Below are 21,899 nucleotides of genomic sequence, written 5' to 3'. Positions count from 1 at the left end.
TACGATGCAGGCACAATGTTCACCGCCCAAGAATTAGGCGCCTCCGCCGTTGCGCCGCGTGTGGGTCCGCTGACGCTCGTCGACGCCGCAATGCTGGCGCCGATGTCGGGAATCAGCGACCTCGGCATGCGCCGGGCCGCGCGGCGGTTCGGCGCGACGCTGGCATTTTCGGAGATGGTGGCGAGCGCCGAACTCGTCGCTGAGAACGATGAGGCGCGGCTGCGCGCCGAAGGCGAAGGGGCGGAGCCGCATGCGGCGCAGCTCGTCGGTTCGGAACCCGCGGCGATGGCCGAGGCGGCGCGGCGGCTCGAAGCGTCGGGCGCGCGGCTGATCGACATCAATATGGGTTGCCCGTCGCGCCGCGTCGCCGGCCGCGCCGCCGGCTGCGCGCTGATGCGCGATCTCGACCAGGCGGGGCGGCTGATCGAAACGGTGGCGCGCGCGGTCGCCGCGCCGGTCAGCGTCAAGATGCGGCTCGGCTGGGACGACGACGAACGCAACGCGCCGACGCTGGCGCGCCGCGCCGAGGCGGCGGGCGCCACGATGATCACCGTCCACGGCCGCACCCGTCGCCAGCTCTACGACGGCAAAGCCGATTGGCGGGCGGTCGGCGAGGTCGTCGCCGCGGTCGGCGTTCCGGTCGTCGCCAATGGCGATTGCCGCAGCGTCGACGACGCGCGGGCGATGCTGGCGCAGTCGGGCGCGCGCGCGGTGATGATCGGCCGCGCCGCCGTCGGCGCGCCGTGGCTGGTCGGCGCGATCGGCCGCGCGCTCGTCGCCGGCGGGCCAGCCGTAGATCCGCCCGCCGCCGAGCGGCGCGCGGCGGCGCTCGCCCATGTCGAATGGCTGCTTTCGGCGCTGGGCCGGCGCGCCGGCCTGCGCCACGCCCGCAAGCACCTCGCCGCCTACGCCGAAAAGGCGGGCGCGCCGGAAGCGTTGCGCTGCGCGCTGGTGACGAGCGAAGACGCCGACGAAGCGCTGCGTCTGTTGGCGCTCGCCTTCGCGTCGCGGCCGCAGACGGAGGCGGCGTGATGGCGCCCGAACGGGCCAGGGCCTCCAGCGCGTCGCTCGACGCGTTGCAGCTTCTCAACGCTTTGCCGCAGCCGTTGCTGGCGATCGACGCCTCCGGCGTCGTCCGTGAGGTCAACACTGCGGCCGAGCATTTCTTCGATTCCGGCCGCTCGGCGCTCCTGCGGGCCAAGCTTGTCGACATTCTGCCGTTCGGCTCGCCGGTGATCGGCCTTGTCGCTGATGCGATCGCCACCCAGGCGACGGTCAATGGCTACAGACTCGACGTCTCGACGCCGCGCACCGGCCTCGGCCGGGTGGTCGACGCCTATGTTTCGCCGCTGCCGCGCGCCGAGGACGGGGTGCTGCTTCTGCTGCAAGAACGGTCAATTGCTGAAAAAATGGACAGACAGCTCACCCACCGCAGCGCGGCGCGGTCGGTGACGGCGCTCGGCGCGATGCTCGCCCATGAGATCAAGAACCCGCTCTCCGGCATCCGCGGCGCGGCGCAACTGCTCGAAGCCTCGGCCTCCGACGAAGATCGGGCGCTGACGCGGCTGATCTGCGAGGAAACCGACCGCATCGTCAAACTGGTCGACCGGATGGAGTCGTTTTCCGAAGAGCGGCCGGGCGGGCGCGAGAGCCTCAACATCCACCAGGTGCTCGACCATGTGAAGCGGCTCGCCCAGGCCGGCTTCGCCCAGCACATCCGCTTCTCCGAGGTCTACGACCCGTCGCTGCCGCATGTGCTGGGCTCGCGCGACGCGTTGATCCAGGTCTTCCTCAATCTCATCAAAAACGCCGCGGAAGCCATTGGCGAAGAAAGCATCGACGGCGAGATCACCCTGACCACCGCCTACCGCCAGGGCGTGCGGCTGAAGGTCGGCGCGGGGGCCGAGCCGGTCAGCCTGCCGCTCGAGATCTGCGTGCGCGACAATGGCCCGGGCGTGCCGGCCGACATCGGCGCCAATCTGTTCGAGCCGTTCGTCAGCTCCAAGTCTTCGGGCTCTGGCCTGGGACTTGCACTTGTCGCCAAAGTCATCGGCGACCACGGCGGAATCATCGAATTCGAGTCGCACCCGCGCCGTACGATGTTTCGAGTCCTGCTGCCGCTTGCAGCGCCGCGAGCCGCGAGCGGAGGCGGAGTCGACTAGCGCGGCGCGGCGAGCCGGATCAAGAAGCGGGCGCAGCCGGCGTTCCACCGCCGCCGGCGGCCCGCAAGGAGCTATTGGATGCCGTCAGGGCATATTCTCGTCGCCGACGACGACGCAGCGATCAGAACGGTACTCAATCAGGCGCTGTCGCGCGCCGGCTACGAAGTGCGCTCGACCGGCACCGTCGCCGGCCTGTGGCGCTGGGTCGCCGCCGGCGAGGGCGACCTCGTCATCACCGACGTGGTGATGCCCGACGACAACGCGTTCGAGCTGCTGCCGCGCATCAAGCGCATGCGGCCCGATCTGCCGATCATCGTCATGAGCGCGCAGAACACCTTCATGACCGCGATCAAGGCCTCCGAGCGCGGGGCCTACGAATACCTGCCCAAGCCGTTCGATTTGAAGGAGCTGGTGTCGATCGTCGGCCGCGCCCTCGCGCAGCCGAAACGCGCGCGCGAAGTCGGCGTGGAAACGGCGCCGGCCGAGTCGATGCCGCTGGTCGGCCGCTCGCCGGCGATGCAGGACATTTTCCGCTCGCTGGCGCGGCTGATGCAGACCGACCTGACGGTGATGATTTCCGGCGAGTCGGGCACCGGCAAGGAACTGGTCGCGCGCGCGCTGCACGATTACGGCAAGCGCAAGAGCGGGCCGTTCGTCGCCATCAACATGGCGGCGATCCCGCGCGACCTGATCGAGAGCGAGCTGTTCGGCCATGAGAAGGGCGCCTTCACCGGCGCCAACGCGCGCTCGGCGGGCCGCTTCGAGCAGGCCGAAGGCGGCACGCTGTTCCTCGACGAAATCGGCGACATGCCGATGGAGGCGCAGACGCGCCTGCTCAGGGTGCTGCAGCAGGGCGAATACACGACCGTCGGCGGCCGCACGCCGATCAAGACCAATGTCCGCATCGTCGCCGCCACCAACAAGGACCTGCGCTACGCCATCCAGCAGGGCGCGTTCCGCGAAGACCTGTTCTTCCGCCTCAACGTCGTGCCGCTGCGCCTGCCGCCCTTGCGCGAGCGCAGCGAGGACATTCCCGACCTGGTGCGCCACTTCTTCCAGCGCGGCGTCACCGAAGGGTTGGCGCCCAAGAGCATCGAACCGGCGGCGATGGAGCGGCTGCGCCGCTATTCCTGGCCGGGCAACGTGCGCGAGCTGGAGAACCTGACCCGGCGCATCGCCGCCCTCTATCCCCAGGACGTCATCGGCGAGGCGCTGATCGAAGCCGAACTCGGGGCCAGCGCGCCGTTGCTCGGACTTTCGGGGCCGGGCGGCGGCGACCACGCGCCGACCCGCGAAGCGGCCGCCGCGCAGGAGCAATTCGTCTCCGGCATCGAGCGGCATATCGCCGACCTGTTCCGCTCCTTCGGCGATTCGCCGCCGCCGGTCGGCCTCTATCACCGCGTCCTGCGCGATCTCGAGGTGCCGTTGATCGCCGCGACTCTGTCGGTGACCCGCGGCAATCAGATCAAGGCGGCCGAGATTCTCGGCCTCAACCGCAACACGCTGCGCAAGAAAATCCGCGACCTCGATTTACGGGGCGTCCGCGGATTTAAGTGAGTTTCGCCGCCATTTTGTCGTAATCTTGCAACAGAGTTGCAATTGCGCAACTCTGGGCTTGGCCGCAAGGCGTAACGACGGCGAACTTTCGCGACGTGACCATTCATCAAACGCAGCAGCAGCCCGGCGCGAACGTTGCGCAGGCGGAGGGCCCGCGGTTCGACGAGCGCCGGATTTCCGGGGTGTTCGGTCCGATCGCGGTCGGCGGCGCGCTGATCCTGGCGCTCGCGACCTTCGTCGTCTTCGCTGGTTTCACCCCGATCATCCCCACCAACGAGATCGTTCTGGGGCTGCTGGGCGGCGACGGGATCATCGTCGTCTGGCTCCTGGTGCTGATCGGGATCGAGCTGCTTCGCCTACGCGCCGCGCGCCGCGCCGCGCGCGCCGGCGCGCGACTGCATAAACCGCGCTGGTCGCGGCCGTCGCGGTCGAGCGGGTGATCAACCCTGCCTTCATGAAGGACGTCGCCGCCTACATCAAGGAATCGGGCGAGCTGTCGCAGGTCTACAGCGAGACCCAGTGCCAAGCGCTGCTGCGCGAGGCGGACTTGACCGCCAACGATCTGTCGCAGGCGGCGCGGCTCGTCCGCTCCGACCCCAATCTTTTCCAGGGCTTCCTCAATGCGCGGGCGCGCGCGCTCGGCTTCTCCGCCGCCGCCGTCATCAAGTCCGACGGCACGGCGATTGCCCAGGCGGCGGGCTCCGACCCCAAGCAGATCGCCAAGCCCGATCCGGGCGATTTCGCCGCCGCCACGGCCAAGCAACCCTATTGCGGCCTGCTCGGCGCCGGCCAGGTCTTCGTCGCGCTGCGGCCGATCGCGGGGCTCGACGACAGTTATTTCTACGCCGCGCGGGCCATCGACCCGATGTCGGGCAAGGTCGCGCGCGACGCCTCGGAGGTCTCGGCGGTCTTCACCAACTTCGAATCGCATCGCCACAACATCGAGCTCGGTTTCGCCGCGGTGTTCGTCATGCTGTCGCTGACGATGCTGATCTCGGCGGTGTGGATGGGGCTCACCTTCGCCAACCAGCTCGTCGGACCGATCCGACGGTTGATCCGCGCCACCGACGAGGTCGCTTCCGGCAATCTCTACGTCCAGGTTCCGACCCGGCGCTCCGAGGGCGACCTCGGCCATCTCGGCGAGACCTTCAACAAGATGACGATGGAGCTGCGCCATCAGCGCAATCGCCTGACCGCGGCCAATGCGCTCAACGACGAACGGCGCGCCTTCATCGAGGCGGTTCTGTCGGGCGTGCCGGCCTCCGTCATCGGCGTCGACGCGCAGGACCTCATCACGGTTAGCAACGCCGCCGCCGACAAGCTGCTGTGCGGCGACGATCCGCGCGGACTGGTCGGTCGGAACATCGGCGAGATCTTCCCTCAGGTGGCGCAGATCCTTGACCAGGCGCGGTCGATGAACCTGCGTTCGCACCAGGCGCAGGCGACCTGGACGCGCCGCGGCCGAGAGCGGCTGCTCAACGTGCGCGTCACCGGCGATCCGCAGCGCGGCGACCACGGCGCGGTGGTCACGCTCGACGACATCAGCGAACTCGTAACCGCCCAACGCAGCGCCGCGTGGGCCGACGTCGCCCGCCGCATCGCTCACGAAATCAAGAACCCGCTGACGCCGATCCAGCTCTCCGCCGAGCGCCTCAAGCGTCGCTACGGCAAGCACATCGTCGAAGGCAAGGACGTGTTCGATCAGTGCACCGACACGATCATTCGCCAGGTCGACGACATCAAGCGCATGGTCGACGAGTTTTCGTCGTTCGCCCGCATGCCGAAGGCGCGCCCCGCCGAGGACGATCTTTCCGATTGCGTCCGTCAGTCGCTGTTCCTGATGCGGGTCGGCCGGCCGGAGATCGCGATCGAGGACGACTTGCCGAGCGAACCGGTGATCGCCGATTTCGACCGTCGGCTGATCTCGCAGGCGCTGACCAACGTGCTCAAGAACGCCGGCGAGGGCATCGACGCGCTTGGCCAGCGCGAGGAGAAGGGCCGGATCGTCGCCTCGCTGGCGGTCGAAGACGGCGTCGTTCGCATCGCCGTCAGCGACAACGGCAAGGGCTTCCCGAGCGAGGATCGCCGCAAGCTGATCGAGCCCTACGTCACCACCCGCGCCGAGGGCACCGGCCTCGGCCTGCCGATCGTCATCAAGATCTTCGAGGATCACCATGGCGAGGTTGAGCTGCTCGATGGCCTCGCCCGCGCCGACGGCGGGCGCGGCGCGCAGGTGCTGATGAAACTGCCGCTGCGCTTCGACGTCTCCGCCGCGGCCGCTCCGCCGGTCGCGGCGAGCACGCCCCTGGTTGTTTCGCACACGGACAGGCCGTCCTGATGCCCGCCGATATCCTGGTCGTCGACGACGAAGAAGACATTCGCGAAATCGTTTCCGGCATTCTCTCCGACGAGGGCCATTCGACCCGCCTCGCGCGCAATTCCGACGAGGCGCTGGCGGCGATCGAGGCGCGCCGGCCGCATCTGGTGCTGCTCGATATCTGGCTGCAGGGCTCGCGGCTCGACGGGCTGCAACTCCTGGAAATCGTCAAGCAGCAGCACGGCGCCGTTCCGGTGGTGATGATCTCCGGCCACGGCAACATCGAAACCGCGGTGACCGCGATCAAGCTCGGCGCCTACGACTTCATCGAGAAACCGTTCAAGGCCGACCGATTGATCCTCGTCGCCGAGCGCGCGCTGGAGACTTCGCGGCTGAAACGCGAAGTCACGGAGCTGCGCGCGCGCTCCGGCGTCGTCAATCGCATGATCGGCAATTCGGCGGCGATCGCCAACCTCAAGCGCATCATCGAGCGGCTCGGGCCGACCAATTCGCGCGTGCTCATCTCCGGCCCGCCGGGCGCGGGCAAGGAGCTGGCGGCGCGGCTGATCCACGCCCAGTCGGTGCGCGCCGACGGCCCGTTCGTCATCCTCAACGCGCCGATGATCACGCCCGAAAACATGGAAAGCGAGCTGTTCGGCGTCGAAGCGAGCGCCGAGCGTCCGCATCGGGTCGGGGCGCTGGAGGAGGCGCACGGCGGCACGCTCTATCTTGACGAAGTCGCCGACATGCCGCTTGAGACCCAGGCCAAGATCCTGCGCGTGCTGGTCGACCAGAACTTCCAGCGCGTCGGCGGGTCGGCGCGGGTTCATGTCGACGTCAGGATCATCTCCTCGACCAGCCGCGACCTCGCCCAGGCGATCACCGACCAACAGTTCCGCGAGGATCTGTTTCATCGTCTGTCGGTGGTGCCGATCCGGGTTCCCTCGCTCGCCGAGCGGCGCGACGACGTTCCCGAACTGGTGCAGTATTTCCTCGAGCAGGTGGCGCAGACGATGGGCGTGCCGCCGCGCCGGGTCGCCGCCGACGCGATGGCGGTGCTGCAGTCGCACGACTGGCCGGGCAACATCCGCCAGCTGCGCAACAACGTCGAGCGGCTGATGATTCTCGCCGTGGGGGATCCCGAGGCGGACATCACCGCGGCGATGCTGCCGGCCGAGATCGGCGCGCTGGTGCCCGCCATTCCCAGCGGCGTCGGTGGCGAGAAACTGATGAGCATCCCGTTGCGCGAAGCGCGCGAGGTGTTCGAGCGCGAGTATCTGATCGCCCAGATCAACCGTTTCGGCGGCAACATTTCGCGCACCGCCGAATTCATCGGCATGGAACGATCGGCCTTGCACCGCAAGCTGAAGTCGCTCGGCGTCGCATAAACGAACGGAACGCCGAGATGAGCCGCGTCGCTTACGTCAATGGCCGCTATCTGCCGCTCGCCCAGGCGAGCGTGTCGATCCTGGATCGCGCCTTCGTCTTCGGCGACGGCGTCTATGAAGTCTGCCTGGTGCGCGGCGGGGCGCTGATCGACGAACTGCGCCATTTCGCGCGGTTGAAGACGTCGCTGGCGGCGCTGCGCATCGCCGCGCCGGTCGGCGAGGCGGCGCTGAAGCGAATTTTGCGCGAGGTCGTCGCCCGCAATCGGGTCAGCGACGGCCTCGTCTATCTGCAGATCTCGCGCGGCGCGGCGCGGCGCGACCACGGCTTCCCGCCGCCCGGCGTCGCGCCGGGGCTGGTCGTCACCGCCAAATCGCTCGATCCTCGCCTCGGCGAGGCCAACGCCGAGCGTGGCGTGGCGGTGATCACCTTGCCGGACGAGCGCTGGGCCCATCCGCACATCAAGTCGCTGCAGCTGCTGCCCAACGTCCTCGCCAAGCAGGCGGCGCGCGAGGCGGGCGCCTTCGAGGCGTGGTTTTTCGACAGCGACGGCTTCGTCACCGAGGGCTCTTCGACCAACGCCTGGATCGTCGCCGCCGACGGCGTGCTGGCGACGCGCCAGGCGGACCAATCGATCCTACGCGGCGTCACCCGCGCGACCCTGATCGACGTCGCCGCCGTCGAAGGCCTTCGCTTCGAGGAGCGCCCATTCACCCTCGAGGAGGCCTACGCGGCGCGTGAGGCCTTCCTTTCCAGCGCCACCACCATCGCCACGCCGGTCGTCGCGATCGACGGGCGGCCGATCGGCGACGGCCGTCCAGGCCCTACGACCCTGGCGTTGCGGCGAAAATTCGCCGCCGTGGCGGCGCGAAGCTGAAGCGGGGCATTCCCATCACAAAACCGCACGATGGCGGATCGCCGCTGAAATGATATAGGTTCGCTGAACTTGACGCGGGACGAGGCGTCGAGTCGAAACAACAACACGGCTGCGGCAAGCGGTCCATTTCCGATGTGGGGTCCCAACAATGGCCAATGAAAAGGCGCAGAACCTACAGGACACGTTCCTTAATCACGTTCGCAAGAGCAAGACTTCGGTGACCATTTTCCTTGTCAACGGCGTGAAACTTCAAGGTTTCGTGACCTGGTTCGACAATTTCTGCGTACTGCTGCGCCGCGACGGCCATTCGCAGCTCGTCTACAAGCACGCCATTTCCACCATCATGCCGGCGACCCCGATCACCATGTTCGAGTCGGTTGAAGAGGGCCTCGATCAGCATTGAGCGACTTGGAAGGCGCCGGCCGGCGCGAGGAAGCGGTCGCGTCGCGGACGCGAACGCTGGTCGTCTGCCCTTATTCGACCGCGCGCGCGTCGGGCGACCGCGGTCCGGCGCGCAGCCCCGAAGCGCGCCGCGAAGAGGCGGAGGGGCTGGCGCGCGCCATCGATCTCGACGTCGTCGACTCCGTCCTCGTCGGCCTCGCCGAGATCCGCCCCGCGACCTATCTCGGCAAGGGCAAGCTCGCCGAGCTCGCCGAGCGCGCGCAAGCGGACAAGATCGCCCTCGTCGTCGTCGACGCCGCGCTGTCGCCCGTGCAGCAGCGCAACCTCGAGAAAGCGTTCAAGGCCAAGGTGATCGACCGCACCGGTCTGATCCTGGAGATCTTCGGCCGCCGCGCCCGTACGGCCGAGGGCGCGTTGCAGGTCGAGCTCGCGCATCTGACCTATCAGAAGTCGCGCCTGGTGCGTTCGTGGACCCACTTGGAGCGCCAGCGCGGCGGCTTCGGCTTCCTCGGCGGCCCCGGCGAAACCCAGATCGAGACCGACCGCCGCCTGATCGAGGAGCGCATGATCCGCATCGAGCGCGATCTCGACAAGGTCAAGAAGACGCGCGCGCTGCACCGCGCCAGCCGCGCCGAAGTGCCGTATCCGATCGTCGCGCTGGTCGGCTACACCAACGCCGGCAAGTCGACTTTGTTCAACCGCCTGACCCGCGCCGAGGTCGTCGCCGCCGACATGCTGTTTGCGACCCTTGATCCGACGATGCGGCTGGTGAAGCTGCCGCACGGCGGCGCGGCGATCCTGTCCGACACCGTCGGCTTCATCTCGGATCTGCCGACCATGCTGATCTCGGCCTTTCGCGCCACGCTCGAAGAGGTGCGCGCCGCCGACGTCATCGTTCACGTGCGCGACATCGCCCATGCCGACAGCGATGCGCAGGCCAAGGACGTCGAGGCGATTCTCGCCGAAGTCGGCGTCGCCGGCGCGGCGGACAAATTGATCGAAGTGTGGAACAAGCTCGACAAGCTCGACGCGGGCCATCGCGCCGCGCTGGCGGCAGGGCAGGGCGAGGGCGCGCCCATACCCGTCTCCGCACTGACTGGCGAGGGCGTCGGCGCGCTGCTCCAGGCGATCGAGACGCGGCTCGCGCGCGGGCGCTCGCTCATCGACCTCGAGCTCGAATCCGCCGACGGCCAGGGCCTGCACTGGCTCTACGAGCACACGGAAGTCATGGCGCGCCGCGACGACGAGGATGGCGGCGTCCGCGTGACCGTGCGCGTCCCCGCCGACGCGGTCGAGCGCGTCAAGCGCCGCTTCGGCGCCGCGGCGCGCTGAACCTTTCCATCGAATCGCCCGACGACGGCCGCGAGACCGGCCCATTTGCTTGGCATGACTTTCTTCGATCGCCGCCGTCGGCGCCGAGCGTCGCGCCGGAGCGCGGCGGCGCGAACCCAATCTCGGAGCATGCGATGAAACTATCCGCCCTGCACACCGCCCAAGCGGCGAGACAGCTCGATTCCTGGGTGGTGCCGGAGACGCATCCAGCCAATCCGTCGTTGTGCGAGACCTTCGGCGATCACACGTTCTTCCTCGACAGCGAGGGCCTCGTCATCGCCGAGCCGAGCGAGTCGGAGGATGCGGATGCGGCGGAACTCGCGCGCATCGTCAAGCTCGCGGCCTGGGCCGATGACGCGCGCACCGAATTGGCCGCGCATCCGCGCGAGGACACCGGGTTGCTGATCGTGCTCAGCGAAGCGGCCTGACGCGCGCGGCGTCGCGCAAGGTTGAGAATCTGTAATGGCGAGAAGAATTCTCGCCGAGATTGCATTTTCCCAATCCGGGCTGACGTCGACGCCGCGCAGCAGCGTGATGAAGGTCGTCGCTACGGCGCTTTTCTTTCGCGCTGCTTGGCCTCGCGCCACAGCGCCTCCATCTCGTCGAGCGTCGCCTCCGTCGGCGCGCGCCCGGCTTCGCCGAGCCGCGATTCGATATGGGCGAAGCGGCGTTCGAACTTGGCGTTGGCGCCGCGCAGCGCCGCTTCGGGATCGACGTGGAGGTGGCGGGCGAGATTGGCGACCGCGAACAACAGATCGCCGACCTCGCCGGCGACGCGTTGCGCGTCATTGGCCTCGAGTTCGGCCTCGACCTCGTCGATCTCTTCGCGCAGCTTGGCGAGCACGGCGCGCGGATCGTTCCAGTCGAACCCGACCTTGCCGGCCTTCTCTTGCAGCTTGAGCGCGCGGGTCAGCGCCGGCAGGGCGAGCGGCACGCCGGCGAGCGCCCCGGTCGCCGCCTCGGCGGCGGGCAAGCCGGCGGCGCGGCGCGCTTCGGCGCGCTCGCGCTTTTCGTCAGCCTTGACGCGGCCCCACAGCGCCTTGACCTCGTCGCTGGAAAGGTCGCGCGCGTCGCCGAACACGTGGGGATGGCGACGGATGAGCTTGCGGGTGATCGCGTCGACCACGTCGCCGAAATCGAAGCGGCCTTGCTCTTCGGCCATTCGGGCGTGAAAGACGACCTGCAGTAGCAGGTCGCCGAGTTCTTCGCGTAGGTTTGCGACGTCGCCGCGCTCGATTGCGTCGGCGACCTCGTAGGCCTCCTCGAGCGTGTAGGGGGCGATGGTGGCGAAGGTCTGCTCAAGATCCCACGGGCAGCCGGTCTCCGGCGTCCTCAGCGCCGCCATGATCTCATTGAGGCGGCTGATATCGCGCGATGGCTGCATGGCCGAGAGGCTCCGGCGCGGGCGGGCGGGTTTCGGCGCGTGCGCCCGCGGCCGCGCCAACACGGCGCGGCCCGCGCGCCCACGAGGGGCGGCGGGCCGGAAGGCGGACGGACGCCAGCCGTCAGACGGTGATCGAAATGGCCTCGCGGCCCTTCGGCGTGTCGACGACGCGCATGTTCACGTGTTGACCTTCGGTCAGACGGGAGATGCCCGACGGGCCGAGGATCGAGATGTGAACGAACACGTCCTTGCCGCCGTCATCGCTGGCGACGAAGCCGAAGCCCTTGGTGTCGTCGAACCACTTGACCGTGCCGCCGAGCGCCACCGCCGTCGACGGGTCTGGCGCGACGCGGCGCGGCCGCGGCTCGCCGCGACCGGGACTGTCGCTGAACGAGCGCGGGGGACGCTCGACCACGCCGGCCGTGTCGACTTCCATCACCCGCGTCACCTGCGCGCCTTTCGCGCCGGCGCCGACGAGCACCTTGAGCTTCGCGCCCGCGGGCACCGAATCATGGCCCGAGGCGTGCAGCGCGTTGGCGTGCAGGAAGGCGTCGCCCTGGCCGTTGGCCAGTTCGACGAAGCCGTAACCCTTATCGGCTTTGAACCACTTGACGACCGCATCGATCGTCGGGCCGGCGGCCGGCGCAGAGGCCGCCATGCCCATCGCCGGGGCGCCGCCGAAACCACCGTCGGAAGCCCCGCCAAAGGCGCGCGGCGTCCGCGTTTTCGGCTCGTAGGGCATCGGCCCGTCGTCGTCGAAACCGCGCTTGCGGGGCGCCCGGAAATCTTTACCCTTGCTCATGTTAGACTACTTCTCCGCCCGATAAATTCTTCATCCCGATTCCGGAATCGTCCTGAAGCGTCCGCGCCGCCGGCTCATCCGGCGGCAAGAGAGCGCTATTATGCGGGATGATCGAAAGTGTAAGGAAGCATGCTCCGTGCTTCAGTCGACGACCGCGGCGTCGCGCCGCTCACGCGTCGTTTCCCGCCTGATCCCCCGACCGGCGCCTCTGCGCCGCAGGTCCGACCCCTTCGAGGGCTGACCGCCTGGGAGCGGACCCAATCCGATTCAACGCGTCCGCCTCGTCCAAGCTCGTCCCGCCGCAACGCATCGCGGCAACAGACTTCTGGATTTATCGTAACCTATCCGTCGCCGATCCGCCAGACCGTCTATTGAGCAATCGCGAACGAATGTAACGCAAGTTCGGCCCGCTTCGGTCCTGCCGCAGGCGAGCGCGATGGGGTCGTTGGCGGAGCGAAAAGCGGTCTAGTCGTCCAGCTTGCACGGCGAAGCGGCGACAGCGCGACCCTTCACCGACCCGATTGCGGAATAATCGATCCCGTCGAAGCGCGCCGCAGACTGCCCGTCGGCCGGGGTCTGGCGCGCCGCCAGGCGGGCGGCGGAGGCGGTGGTGGCGTCGGCGAAGCGCTCGGCGCTCTGACCGACCATCAGGCACAGGCCGGCGATCGCCAACGCCGCAACGGTCGTGAATTCCAGCCGTCTCAGCCAGCCCAGCCAATCGATCATCGTCCGCCTCTTCAGGAAACGCGTGCGGTCCATCGAGCGCGGCCGTCGCGTCGGCTGAGAGATTATGGTCGTTAGGGTAAAGGAAGCCTTGCCGACCCGCCTAAATGTCCACGAGCTCGTGCGCGTCCGGCGCCCGCTCCTGGATGAAGGCGAAGCGCGCCTCCGGCTTGCTCCCCATCAGCCGCTCGACCGCGTCGGCGGTCGCCTCGCTGTCGGCCTCGACCAGCGCGACCCTGAGCAGGGTGCGCTTGGCCGCGTCCATCGTCGTGTCGCGCAGGTCGCGCATCGACATTTCGCCCAGGCCCTTGAAGCGGCTGACTTCGATCGCGCCGCGGCCGGAAAAGCCGGACTTCATCAACGCGTCCTTGTGGGAATCGTCGCGGGCGTAGAGCGACTTGCCGCCCTGGGTCAGCCGGTAGAGCGGCGGCGCGGCGAGGTAGAGGTGGCCTTCCTCGATCAGCTTCGGCGTCTGGCGGTAGAAGAAAGTGATCAGCAACGAGGCGATATGGGCGCCGTCGACGTCGGCGTCGGTCATGATGATGATCTTGTCGTAGCGCAGGTCGCTCGAGCGATACTGGGCGCCTGCGCCGACGCCGAGCGCCTGCATGAGGTCGGCGAGCGCCTGATTCTGGGCCAGCTTTTCGCGCGTCGCCGAGGCGACGTTGAGGATCTTGCCGCGCAGCGGCAGGATCGCTTGGCTGGCGCGGTCGCGCGCCTGCTTGGCCGAGCCGCCCGCCGAGTCGCCCTCGACGATAAATAATTCAGATCCTTGCGCGGAAGAGCTGGTGCAGTCAGCGAGCTTGCCGGGCAGCCGCAGCTTGCGCGTCGCCGCCTTGCGGGCGACGTCCTTCTCCATCCGGCGGCGCGCTCGCTCGTCGGCCCGATCGATGGCGAAGTCGAGCAGTTTGGCCGCCTGACTCGGCGCGGCGGCAAGCCAATGGTCGAAGGCGTCGCGCACCGCTGCGTCGACGAGGCGCGCCGCTTCGGCGGTCTGCAGCCGGCCCTTGTTCTGACCCTGGAACTCCGGCTCGCGGATGAACAGCGACAGCAGCGCGGCGCAGCCGCTCATCACGTCGTCGGCGGTGAGCGCCGCGGCGCGCTTCGACTGGCCGATGCGCTCGGCGTGGTCCTTGAGGCCCCTGAGCAGCGCGGCCCGCAGCCCCGCTTCGTGGGCGCCGCCGTCCGGCGTCGGGATGGTGTTGCAGTAGGAATGGATGAAGCCGTCTTCGACGGCGGTCCAGGCGACCGCCCATTCGACCGAGCCGTGCTTGCCGTCCTTCTCGACCTTACCGGTGAAGGCCTGGTCGACGACCAGTTCCTGCCCCTCGATGTCGGCGGCGAGATAGTCTTTCAGCCCGCCGGGGAAATGGAAGGTCGCCTCGGCGGGGACCTTCCCCTCGGGGTCGACGAGCGCGGGCGCGCAACGCCAGCGAATTTCCACGCCGCCGAAGAGATACGCCTTGGCGCGGGTCATCCTGAACAGCCGCGCCGGGTCGAAGCGCGCCGACTTGCCGAAGATTTGCTCGTCGGGATGGAAGCGCACGCGCGTGCCGCGGCGGTTGGGGGCCTTGCCGACCACCTCGAGCTTGGTCACCGGCGCGCCACGCTCGAAGGCCTGGCGGTAGAGCGTCTGGCCGCGGGCGACCTCGACCTCGACGCGCGACGACAGCGCGTTGACCACCGAGACGCCGACGCCGTGCAGGCCGCCCGAGGTCTCGTAGGCGCCGGAGTCGAATTTGCCGCCGGCGTGCAGCTTGGTCATGATGATTTCGAGCGCCGACTTGCCGGGGAATTTCGGGTGCGGGTCGACCGGCATGCCGCGGCCGTTGTCGGCGACCGACAGCCACTCCCCCTCTTCGAGCGACACTTCGATATAGGTCGCGTGGCCGGCGACCGCTTCGTCCATCGAATTGTCGATCACCTCGGCGAAGAGGTGGTGCATGGCGATGGAATCCGTGCCGCCGATGTACATGCTCGGCCGACGCCGCACCGGCTCCAGGCCCTCGAGCACTTCGATCGAGGCGGCGTTGTATTCGACTTCGCCGGTCGCGCCGGAAGGACCCGGGCGGGCCTTGCTCGGGGGGGACTTGCGGCGCAGCGCTGTTGCGCCGCCAAAAAGGTCGTCGGTCATGTTTGCGTCAGGCGGGTGATTCGAGAATGCGCCAAAGTACCACGTCGGGACTCTTGGCGACAAAGAAACGCGCGGCGCGTCGTCACGGATGGCGCGCCGCCGCGGGATCGCCCTCGCGCCACTCGAGCGCGACGACCCTGCCGTGCTCGACGGTCAGCGCGAGATCGCCGCGCTTGAGCTGCAGTGCGCGCTCGCCGAACAGTTTGCGACGCCAGCCTTGCAGCGCCGGCACGTCGGCCCGGTCGTCGGCGGCGATCGCCTCGAGATCGTCGACGGTGGCGATCATCTTGCTCGCTACGCCGCTTTCGTCGCTGACCTGCCTGAGCAGCACTTTCAACAGCTCGACGGTCGCGGCCGAGCCGCCGCCGTTGCGCCGCTCGCGCTCGAGCCGAGGCAGGGTGCGCGGGTCGCGGGCGAGGCCGCGCTCGACGGCGGCGATAATCTCGTCGCCGGCCTTCGAGCGCTCCATGCCGCGTGGGAAGGCGCGCAGGTTCGCAAGCGTCTCGCGCGTGCGCGGCGCGGCGAGCGCCACTTCGATCAGCACGTCGTCCTTCAGCACGCGCGCGCGCGGCACGTCGCGCGTCTGCGCCTCGTTCTCGCGCCAGGCGGCGAGGTCCATCAGCACGGCGAGGTCGCGCGGCTTGCGCGCGCGGTTCTTGAAGCGCTCCCAGGCGCGCTCGGGGTGCTGCTCGTAGGTCGCGGCCGAGGTCAAGACCTTCATCTCGTCTTCGAGCCAGGCGCGCCGGCCCGACTTGTCGAGCTGGGCGAGCAGCGCGCGGTAGACGTCGCGCAAGTAGGTGACGTCGCCGATCGCGTAATCGATCTGGGCCTGGGCGAGCGGTCGGCGCGCCCAGTCGGTGAAGCGCGACGACTTGTCGATCGTGACTTTGCACACCGACTGCGCCAGCTCGCTGTAGGAGACCTGGTCGCCGTAGCCGCACACCATCGCCGCGACCTGGGTGTCGAACATCGGCGCGGGCACTTGGCCGGTGAGCTTCCAGAAGATTTCGACGTCCTGCCGCGCGGCGTGAAACACCTTGACCACGCCGGGGTCGGCCATCAGCGCGAACAGCGGCGTGAGATCGATGTCGGGGGCGAGCGCGTCGATCGCCAGCGCCTCGTCGTCGGACGCCACCTGGACGACGCATAGGATCGGCCAGAAGGTCGTCTCGCGCAGGAATTCAGTGTCGACCGTCACGAACGGATGGCGGGCGAAGCGCAGACAGGCCTCCGCCAGTTCCGAAGTCGTCGTGATCATCATCGGCGCCGGCCTTATCCCTTGGCCGTGGTCGAGCTCTTGGCGCGGTCCTTTCGCGCCGGGGCGGGCGCGTGGCGGGGCATGCCGAGGCGCTTGTCGAGATAGGCGCCGACCGTCTCCTGCAGGTCTTCCATGCAGTCTTCGAAGAAATGGTTGGCGTTGGCGATGACGGCGTGCTCGATCGAGATGCCTTTCTGGGTCTTCAGCTTCTCGATCAGGGCCTGCACTTCCTTGAGCGGCGCGACCCGGTCCTTGTCGCCGTGAACGAACAGGCCCGACGACGGGCAGGGGGCGAGGAAGCTGAAGTCGAAGCGGTTGGCGGGCGGGGCGATCGAGATGAAGCCCTCGATTTCCGGCCGCCGCATCAAGAGCTGCATGCCGATCCACGAGCCGAACGAGACGCCGGCGATCCAGCAGGCGCGCGCCTCGGGGCTGATCGATTGCGCCCAGTCGAGCGCCGAAGCCGCGTCGGAGAGCTCGCCCTGGCCGTGGTCGAAAACGCCCTGCGACCGGCCGACGCCGCGAAAATTGAAGCGCAGCGCCGAGAACCCGCGTTCGGCGAACGAGTAATAGGTGTTGTAGACGATCTGGTTGTTCATCGTCCCGCCGAACTGGGGATGCGGGTGGAGCACGACCGCGATCGGCGCGCCGCGCTGCTTGGCGGGGTGGAAGCGGCCTTCCAGCCGTCCGGCGGGGCCGTTGAAAAAGACCTCAGGCATTGCGTCTCCAAAGACTGCTCGTCTCCGCGCGGCGCCGCCGCACGGCTTTCCGCCGAACCCCGAAAGGGTCGCCTCGCCTAAGACCGCCTTCGACCCGAAAGGCGCCGGGGACGGCGAAGCTTGCGGCGGACTCGGCGCGCGCCTATCTGTCGATCGCTCGAGACCCGCGCGGAAGCGGCCACATAGCACGCCCCGCCCCGTCAATTGCAAGGATAAAACGCATTCCGGGGCGCCCGTCCGCGGCGGAGGGCGAAGCAGGAGTTCGGACGCGACCCGCCATGGCCTTCGCCGAGATTTCACGCGTCTACCTCGATTACAACGCCACCGCGCCGCTGCGCCCCGAGGCGCGGTCCGCGACGCTCGAAGCGCTCGACGTCCTCGGCAATCCGTCTTCGATTCACGCCGAGGGGCGGCGGGCGCGGGCGATCGTCGAAGAGGCTCGCCGGGCGGTCGCCGCGCTCGCCGGGGTCGAGCCGCGCGGGGTCGTCTTCGTTTCCGGCGGCACCGAGGCCGCCAATCTGGCGCTGACGCCGGCGATCCAAGCGCCGGAGCGGAAGGGGCCGCTGACACGGCTGATCCTGTCGGCCGGCGAACATCCTTGCGTGTTGCGCGGCCATCGTTTCGCGCCCGAGGCGACCGCGATCGCGCCGCTGCAGGCCGACGGCCGGCTCGACCTCGACGCGCTCGTCGAGCTCCTCGCGCGCGGCGAGGGCGGGCCGTTGCTGGCGTTGCAAGGCGCCAACAACGAAACCGGCGTGCTGCAGCCGGTCGCCGAGGCGGCGGCGCTGGTCCATGCGGCGGGCGGAATCGTCGTCTGCGACGCCGTGCAGCTTCCCGGTCGGATCGACCTCGCCGCGGCGACGTCAGGCGCCGATTTTCTCTTCCTCTCGGCCCACAAGTTCGGCGGCCCCAAGGGCGCCGGGGCGCTGATCGCGACGCGTTCCGACCTTTCGATCGCGGCGCCGCTGCTGCGCGGCGGCGGGCAGGAGCGCGGCGCGCGCGCCGGCACCGAGAACGTCGCGGCGATCGCCGGCCTCGGCGCCGCGGCGCGCCTCGCCGCCGCCGAGGCCGCGACCGAGGCGACGCGGCTCGCCGCCCTGCGGGACCGGCTGGCGCAAGCGGTGCGCGAAACGGCGCCCGAGGCGGTGGTCTTCGGCGCCTCGGCGCCGCGCCTGCCCAATACGCTCGCTTTCGCCGCGCCCGGCGTCGCCGCCGCGACGCTGCTGATCGCCCTCGATCTTTCCGGCGTCGCGGTTTCGTCCGGCTCGGCCTGCTCGTCGGGCAAGGTGACGCCGTCGCACGTGCTGGCGGCTATGGGGATCGAGCCGGAACTCGCCGCCGGCGCGATCCGGGTCAGCTTCGGCTGGGCTTCGCGCGACGAGGACGTCGATCGCTTCGTCGTCGCCTTCGGCGAGGCGCTGGCGGGGCTGCGCCGGCGCCGCGGCGTCGCCTGACGCGGCGCGGCGCGACGAGGACGGTTGCGCCGACGCCCTCTCGATGCATAGATGGAAGCTGGAGTCGCAGGCGGGTTCGCCGCTTGGCGGCATGAGGAGGCGTCGATGGTTCGTTCGCTCATGATGGGTTTCGCCGCCGCGCTGGCGCTCGCCGCCGCCATCTCGACCGCCGACGCGCAGACGGTCCGTCACCGGCATATGCATTATGCCGCCGTCCACCCGGGCGACATCGTCGTTCACGCCCGCTCTTATCTCGACCCTGGCGCGGGGGCGTCTTTCGGCGAAATCGGCACCGGCGATCGCTATGTCACCGATTCCGCGCCGTCTTCGCTCGGCGAAATGGGGCCGATGTTCGGCAATGGCGCCTTCGACACTCTGCCGACCCGCTTCAATCCGCCCGGCCGGCCCGAGCCGCTGTTCGAGTTCTGATCGACCGAACTTCCGTTTGTCGACCAGGCGGCGCCGTGAGGCGCCGCTTTGCGTTTCAGCCCCGGCGCGTCGAATTGGTTGACAAAGGCCACTAAAAGGAGGCTTCTGTCCACTTTCTTGACGGAGGCCGCCATGCCCGCGTCGCCCGGCCAAGTTGCGAGGGTCAGAGCCTTCAACCGCTTTCACACGCGCCTGGTCGGCGCTCTCGATCGGCGCATCCTCGATTCGCCCCATTCGCTCACCGAGTCGCGCGTGCTGTTCGAGATCGCGCACGGCCGCGATCTGACCGCCGCCGCGCTCGCCAAGGCGCTGCGGCTCGATCCCGCCTATCTGTCGCGCGTCCTCGCCAGGCTCGCCGCGCTCGGCCTGATCGACAAGCGCCCGAGCGCCAGCGACGGACGCGCTTCGACGCTGCGGCTGACCCGCGCCGGGCGCGCCGCCTTCGCCGGACTCGACCGCGCCGCCGACGCGGAGGCCGCGGCGACCCTCGCGCCGTTGAGCGGGGCCCGGCGCGCCAAGGTCGCCGCGGCGATGGCGACGATCATGGCGGAGCTGTCGACCGAGTCCGCCGCCGAACCGCCGGTCGTCATTCGCGGTCACGCGCCCGGCGACGTCGGCTGGGTCGTCCATCGCCATGGGGCGCTGTACACCGCCGAATACGGCTGGGATGAAACCTTCGAAGGCCTCGTGGCCGAGATCGGCGGTCGCTTCCTCAAAGCCCACGATCCGACCCGCGAGCATTGCTGGGTCGCCGAGCGCGAAGGCGAGGTCCTGGGCGCCGTCTTCGTCGTCGACGCCGGCGACGGCGTCGCCAAGCTGCGGCTCCTTTACGTCGAGCCCAATGCGCGCGGCGGGGGACTCGGCCGCCGCCTGGTCGACGAGGCGCTGCGGTTCGCCGCCCGCGCCGGGTATCGCAAGATGACCTTGTGGACCAACGACATCCTGGTTGCGGCGCGGCGCATCTACGAGGCGACCGGGTTCCGTCTCGTCGCTTCCGAACCGCACCGCAGCTTCGGCAAGGCGCTGGTAGGGGAGACCTGGGAGAAGGACCTCTGAGGGAACGGGGCGCGAACCGGCCCGCCGCGCCTCCCGACGAGACCGAAAAGCTTGCTTCGCCGCGTCTCCCGGTGTAGGAGCGGCCAAACCCCCACAGTCCGGCACCCTGTCCAGGAGCAGCTATGGCTCGCGTCACCGTCGAAGACTGCATCGACAAGGTCGAGAATCGCTTTGACCTTGTCCTGTTGGCCAGCCATCGCGCCCGTGCGGTTTCCTCGGGCGCCCAGATCCATGTGGCGCGCGACAACGACAAGAACCCGGTCGTCGCGTTGCGCGAGATCGCCGACAGCAAGCTGTCGCCCGACGACCTCAAGGAAGACCTCATCCACGCGCTGCAGAAGCACGTCGAAGTCGACGAGCCGGAGGCCGAAGCGGCGCCGCCGATGATTCATACGCCGGCGCCGGCCGAAGCCGATGCCGGCGGCGAGGCGCAGTTCGACCGCATGACCGAAGAGGACCTGCTGCGCGGTCTCGAAGGCATGGCGCCGCCGCCCGAGCCGGAAGAAGAGACGGAATAGTCGCGCGCGGTCGCCCGCGAGGCGACGAAACATTTCCGACGCGCCGTTGCAAAACGACGGCGCCTATCCACAGCGTTCGAGAGCGGCCGCGCGATTTCGCTAGGCCGCTTTCGCCGTTTTGATATCTTCACAATAGAGAATCACTCGCGCGATCTTCGTCGCCGACGAAGCGGAGCCTGGCGGACCGCTCTCTTCGTTGGCGGCGCGAGTCGGTCTCGGGTGCGAAGACCGAGTCGGCGCATGCGTCGGTGGGGGCCAACGTGAGCGAAGAGGCTTTCAAGAGTTTGCCGGCGTTCCCTGTCGAGAGCGCGGCCTCGCCTGAGGAACGGCCCGTCGGCTTGGTCGAAATCGCCGGGCGCGTCAAATGGTTCGACGTTTCGAAAGGCTATGGATTCATCGTCCCGGACAGCGGCGAAGGCGACGTGCTGATCCACGTCACCGTGCTGCGCCGCGACGGTTTCCAGACCATCTACGAAGGCGCGCGCGTGGTGGCCGAGGCGCAGCGCCGCGACAAGGGCATGCAGGTGTTCCGCGTGCTGTCGGTCACCGCGGGCGAGGGCGCGCAAGCGTCGCAATTGCCGCCGACGCGGCTCAGGGCGCAGGCGACCAATGTCGGCGGCTTCGAGATCGTCGTCGTCAAATGGTTCAACCGCGCGCGCGGCTTCGGCTTCCTGACCCGCGGCGAGGGCACCGAGGACATCTTCGTCCATATGGAGACGCTCAGGCGCTACGGCTTCGCCGATCCGCAGCCGGGCGACACGATGCTGGCGCGCTTCGGGCCCGGCCCGAAGGGGCTGCTCGCCGCCGAAGTGCGGCCGCTCGACGGCGGCCGCGGACATTCTTCGCATTGATCTCGACGCCGGCCGGATCGGAGGCGGCGCCGTGAGCCAGCCCTCCCGGCCGAACGGCGTCGCGATTGCGTTCGCCGCCGCGCTCGCCTTCGTCGCCGCCGCGACCGCCGTCGGGCCGGCGCTCGCCGACCCGCTCCAAGCCTTGACCATCGGCACGCAAACCGGCGATCACGCCTTTTCGGTCGAGATCGCCGCGAGCCCGGCGACGCGCGAGCGAGGGCTGATGGATCGCCGCTTCATGCCGATGGATCGCGGCATGCTGTTCGAATTCGATCGCGACGGCCCGGTCGCCTTCTGGATGAAGAACACCTATATCCCGCTCGACATGGTCTTCATCGCCCGCAACGGCCAGGTGACGCGGATCGTCGATCGCGCCGAGCCGCTGTCGGAGACGCCGATCCCGTCGGGCGGCCCTTGCGCGGCGGTGCTCGAACTCAACGGCGGCGTCGCGGCTGAGATCGGCCTGAGGACCGGCGACATGGTGCGCCACCCCTTCTTCAAACCCTGACCTCGCCGCGGCCCCGGACGCTGGGTCGCG

The 21,899-nt window shown here is 68.9% G+C and carries 22 protein-coding genes; 16 read left to right on the top strand and 6 right to left on the bottom strand.

Going from position 1 to position 21,899, the window contains the following annotated elements; all coding sequences use genetic code 11:
- Positions 1-15 precede the first annotated feature (15 nt).
- The 10 genes from dusB to ABSF49_RS05895 all read left to right on the top strand — a co-directional run bounded on the left by dusB (position 16) and on the right by ABSF49_RS05895 (position 10,461).
- On the top strand, positions 16-1,032 hold the full coding sequence (dusB, locus tag ABSF49_RS05940) for a tRNA dihydrouridine synthase DusB (protein WP_424111710.1): 1,017 nt from the start codon (positions 16-18) through the stop codon (positions 1,030-1,032).
- The gene (locus ABSF49_RS05935) at positions 1,032-2,162 is read left to right on the top strand and encodes a two-component system sensor histidine kinase NtrB (protein WP_424111709.1); all 1,131 of its coding nucleotides are present in this window, start codon (positions 1,032-1,034) and stop codon (positions 2,160-2,162) included. Before dusB ends, ABSF49_RS05935 begins: the two co-directional genes overlap by 1 nt.
- Before the next feature lie 78 nt (positions 2,163-2,240).
- Entirely contained in the window at positions 2,241-3,719 is a 1,479-nt protein-coding gene (ntrC, locus tag ABSF49_RS05930; protein ID WP_424111708.1) for a nitrogen regulation protein NR(I), read from the top strand.
- 95 nt (positions 3,720-3,814) lie between these two features.
- Positions 3,815-4,159 carry a hypothetical protein gene (locus ABSF49_RS05925; protein WP_424111707.1) on the top strand — a complete coding sequence of 115 codons (345 nt, stop codon included), beginning with the start codon at positions 3,815-3,817 and terminating at the stop codon, positions 4,157-4,159.
- Positions 4,156-6,057, top strand: coding sequence for a sensor histidine kinase (locus ABSF49_RS05920; protein ID WP_424111706.1), 1,902 nt, complete (start codon positions 4,156-4,158; stop codon positions 6,055-6,057). Before ABSF49_RS05925 ends, ABSF49_RS05920 begins: the two co-directional genes overlap by 4 nt.
- Positions 6,057-7,424, top strand: coding sequence for a nitrogen assimilation response regulator NtrX (gene ntrX, locus ABSF49_RS05915; RefSeq protein ID WP_424111705.1), 1,368 nt, complete (start codon positions 6,057-6,059; stop codon positions 7,422-7,424). Before ABSF49_RS05920 ends, ntrX begins: the two co-directional genes overlap by 1 nt.
- Before the next feature lie 17 nt (positions 7,425-7,441).
- Positions 7,442-8,299 (top strand): D-amino-acid transaminase, encoded by an 858-nt coding sequence (locus ABSF49_RS05910; RefSeq protein ID WP_424111704.1) that lies wholly within the window; start codon positions 7,442-7,444, stop codon positions 8,297-8,299.
- Between the two features lie 148 nt (positions 8,300-8,447).
- Positions 8,448-8,702: an RNA chaperone Hfq gene (hfq, locus tag ABSF49_RS05905; RefSeq protein ID WP_424111703.1), complete on the top strand. Its 255-nt coding sequence runs from the start codon at positions 8,448-8,450 to the stop codon at positions 8,700-8,702.
- Positions 8,699-10,033: a GTPase HflX gene (gene hflX, locus ABSF49_RS05900; protein ID WP_424111702.1), complete on the top strand. Its 1,335-nt coding sequence runs from the start codon at positions 8,699-8,701 to the stop codon at positions 10,031-10,033. The genes hfq and hflX overlap by 4 nt, the downstream gene beginning before the upstream one ends.
- 134 nt (positions 10,034-10,167) lie before the next feature.
- Positions 10,168-10,461, top strand: a complete 294-nt coding sequence (locus ABSF49_RS05895; protein ID WP_424111701.1) for a hypothetical protein — start codon at positions 10,168-10,170, stop codon at positions 10,459-10,461.
- Positions 10,462-10,580: 119 nt separating this feature from the next.
- Here ABSF49_RS05895 and mazG read toward each other — a convergent pair whose 3' ends face one another.
- The 6 genes from mazG to ABSF49_RS05865 form a co-directional block, all read right to left on the bottom strand.
- Positions 10,581-11,417 (bottom strand): nucleoside triphosphate pyrophosphohydrolase, encoded by an 837-nt coding sequence (gene mazG, locus ABSF49_RS05890; protein ID WP_424111700.1) that lies wholly within the window; start codon positions 11,415-11,417, stop codon positions 10,581-10,583.
- 121 nt (positions 11,418-11,538) lie between these two features.
- Complete coding sequence (locus ABSF49_RS05885; protein WP_424111699.1) at positions 11,539-12,219, bottom strand: cold-shock protein; 681 nt, start codon at positions 12,217-12,219, stop codon at positions 11,539-11,541.
- A 465-nt stretch (positions 12,220-12,684) separates the two neighbouring features.
- A complete protein-coding gene (locus tag ABSF49_RS05880) occupies positions 12,685-12,945 on the bottom strand; it encodes a hypothetical protein (RefSeq protein ID WP_424111698.1) in 261 nt (86 codons plus the stop codon).
- 100 nt (positions 12,946-13,045) lie between these two features.
- Positions 13,046-15,076 carry a DNA topoisomerase IV subunit B gene (parE, locus tag ABSF49_RS05875; RefSeq protein WP_424111697.1) on the bottom strand — a complete coding sequence of 677 codons (2,031 nt, stop codon included), beginning with the start codon at positions 15,074-15,076 and terminating at the stop codon, positions 13,046-13,048.
- 82 nt (positions 15,077-15,158) lie between these two features.
- Positions 15,159-16,337: a ribonuclease D gene (rnd, locus tag ABSF49_RS05870; RefSeq protein ID WP_424111696.1), complete on the bottom strand. Its 1,179-nt coding sequence runs from the start codon at positions 16,335-16,337 to the stop codon at positions 15,159-15,161.
- Positions 16,338-16,348: 11 nt separating this feature from the next.
- Positions 16,349-17,053, bottom strand: a complete 705-nt coding sequence (locus ABSF49_RS05865; RefSeq protein WP_424111695.1) for an alpha/beta hydrolase — start codon at positions 17,051-17,053, stop codon at positions 16,349-16,351.
- A 278-nt stretch (positions 17,054-17,331) separates the two neighbouring features.
- On the opposite strand from ABSF49_RS05865, the gene ABSF49_RS05860 reads away from it, so the two are divergent.
- The 6 genes from ABSF49_RS05860 (at position 17,332) to ABSF49_RS05835 (ending at position 21,869) form a co-directional block, all read left to right on the top strand.
- Positions 17,332-18,507: a cysteine desulfurase family protein gene (locus tag ABSF49_RS05860; protein WP_424111694.1), complete on the top strand. Its 1,176-nt coding sequence runs from the start codon at positions 17,332-17,334 to the stop codon at positions 18,505-18,507.
- Positions 18,508-18,612: 105 nt separating this feature from the next.
- Entirely contained in the window at positions 18,613-18,936 is a 324-nt protein-coding gene (locus tag ABSF49_RS05855; protein WP_424111693.1) for a hypothetical protein, read from the top strand.
- Between the two features lie 132 nt (positions 18,937-19,068).
- A complete protein-coding gene (locus ABSF49_RS05850) occupies positions 19,069-19,992 on the top strand; it encodes a bifunctional helix-turn-helix transcriptional regulator/GNAT family N-acetyltransferase (RefSeq protein WP_424111692.1) in 924 nt (307 codons plus the stop codon).
- A 122-nt stretch (positions 19,993-20,114) separates the two neighbouring features.
- Entirely contained in the window at positions 20,115-20,510 is a 396-nt protein-coding gene (gene rpoZ, locus ABSF49_RS05845) for a DNA-directed RNA polymerase subunit omega (RefSeq protein ID WP_424111691.1), read from the top strand.
- A 260-nt stretch (positions 20,511-20,770) separates the two neighbouring features.
- Entirely contained in the window at positions 20,771-21,361 is a 591-nt protein-coding gene (locus tag ABSF49_RS05840; RefSeq protein WP_424111690.1) for a cold-shock protein, read from the top strand.
- A 31-nt stretch (positions 21,362-21,392) separates the two neighbouring features.
- Positions 21,393-21,869 carry a DUF192 domain-containing protein gene (locus ABSF49_RS05835; protein ID WP_424111689.1) on the top strand — a complete coding sequence of 159 codons (477 nt, stop codon included), beginning with the start codon at positions 21,393-21,395 and terminating at the stop codon, positions 21,867-21,869.
- Positions 21,870-21,899 lie beyond the last annotated feature (30 nt).

Source organism: Roseiarcus sp., from assembly GCF_049514155.1.
Lineage (GTDB): Bacteria > Pseudomonadota > Alphaproteobacteria > Rhizobiales > Beijerinckiaceae > Roseiarcus.
Note: the sequence above shows the minus strand (reverse complement) of the source record. Positions and strands in the feature narration are given on the sequence as shown.

Coding starts and splice junctions, on each gene's coding strand:
- hfq (WP_424111703.1), top strand. CDS start 8,448: ATGGCCAATGAAAAGGCGCAGAACCTACAGGACACGTTCCTTAATCAC.
- ABSF49_RS05855 (WP_424111693.1), top strand. CDS start 18,613: ATGGTTCGTTCGCTCATGATGGGTTTCGCCGCCGCGCTGGCGCTCGCC.
- ABSF49_RS05860 (WP_424111694.1), top strand. CDS start 17,332: ATGGCCTTCGCCGAGATTTCACGCGTCTACCTCGATTACAACGCCACC.
- ABSF49_RS05910 (WP_424111704.1), top strand. CDS start 7,442: ATGAGCCGCGTCGCTTACGTCAATGGCCGCTATCTGCCGCTCGCCCAG.
- rpoZ (WP_424111691.1), top strand. CDS start 20,115: ATGGCTCGCGTCACCGTCGAAGACTGCATCGACAAGGTCGAGAATCGC.
- ABSF49_RS05895 (WP_424111701.1), top strand. CDS start 10,168: ATGAAACTATCCGCCCTGCACACCGCCCAAGCGGCGAGACAGCTCGAT.
- mazG (WP_424111700.1), bottom strand. CDS start 11,417: ATGCAGCCATCGCGCGATATCAGCCGCCTCAATGAGATCATGGCGGCG.
- parE (WP_424111697.1), bottom strand. CDS start 15,076: ATGACCGACGACCTTTTTGGCGGCGCAACAGCGCTGCGCCGCAAGTCC.
- dusB (WP_424111710.1), top strand. CDS start 16: ATGTTCACCGCCCAAGAATTAGGCGCCTCCGCCGTTGCGCCGCGTGTG.
- ABSF49_RS05865 (WP_424111695.1), bottom strand. CDS start 17,053: ATGCCTGAGGTCTTTTTCAACGGCCCCGCCGGACGGCTGGAAGGCCGC.
- ABSF49_RS05885 (WP_424111699.1), bottom strand. CDS start 12,219: ATGAGCAAGGGTAAAGATTTCCGGGCGCCCCGCAAGCGCGGTTTCGAC.
- ABSF49_RS05850 (WP_424111692.1), top strand. CDS start 19,069: ATGCCCGCGTCGCCCGGCCAAGTTGCGAGGGTCAGAGCCTTCAACCGC.
- ABSF49_RS05935 (WP_424111709.1), top strand. CDS start 1,032: ATGGCGCCCGAACGGGCCAGGGCCTCCAGCGCGTCGCTCGACGCGTTG.
- ABSF49_RS05880 (WP_424111698.1), bottom strand. CDS start 12,945: ATGATCGATTGGCTGGGCTGGCTGAGACGGCTGGAATTCACGACCGTT.
- ntrX (WP_424111705.1), top strand. CDS start 6,057: ATGCCCGCCGATATCCTGGTCGTCGACGACGAAGAAGACATTCGCGAA.
- rnd (WP_424111696.1), bottom strand. CDS start 16,337: ATGATGATCACGACGACTTCGGAACTGGCGGAGGCCTGTCTGCGCTTC.
- ntrC (WP_424111708.1), top strand. CDS start 2,241: ATGCCGTCAGGGCATATTCTCGTCGCCGACGACGACGCAGCGATCAGA.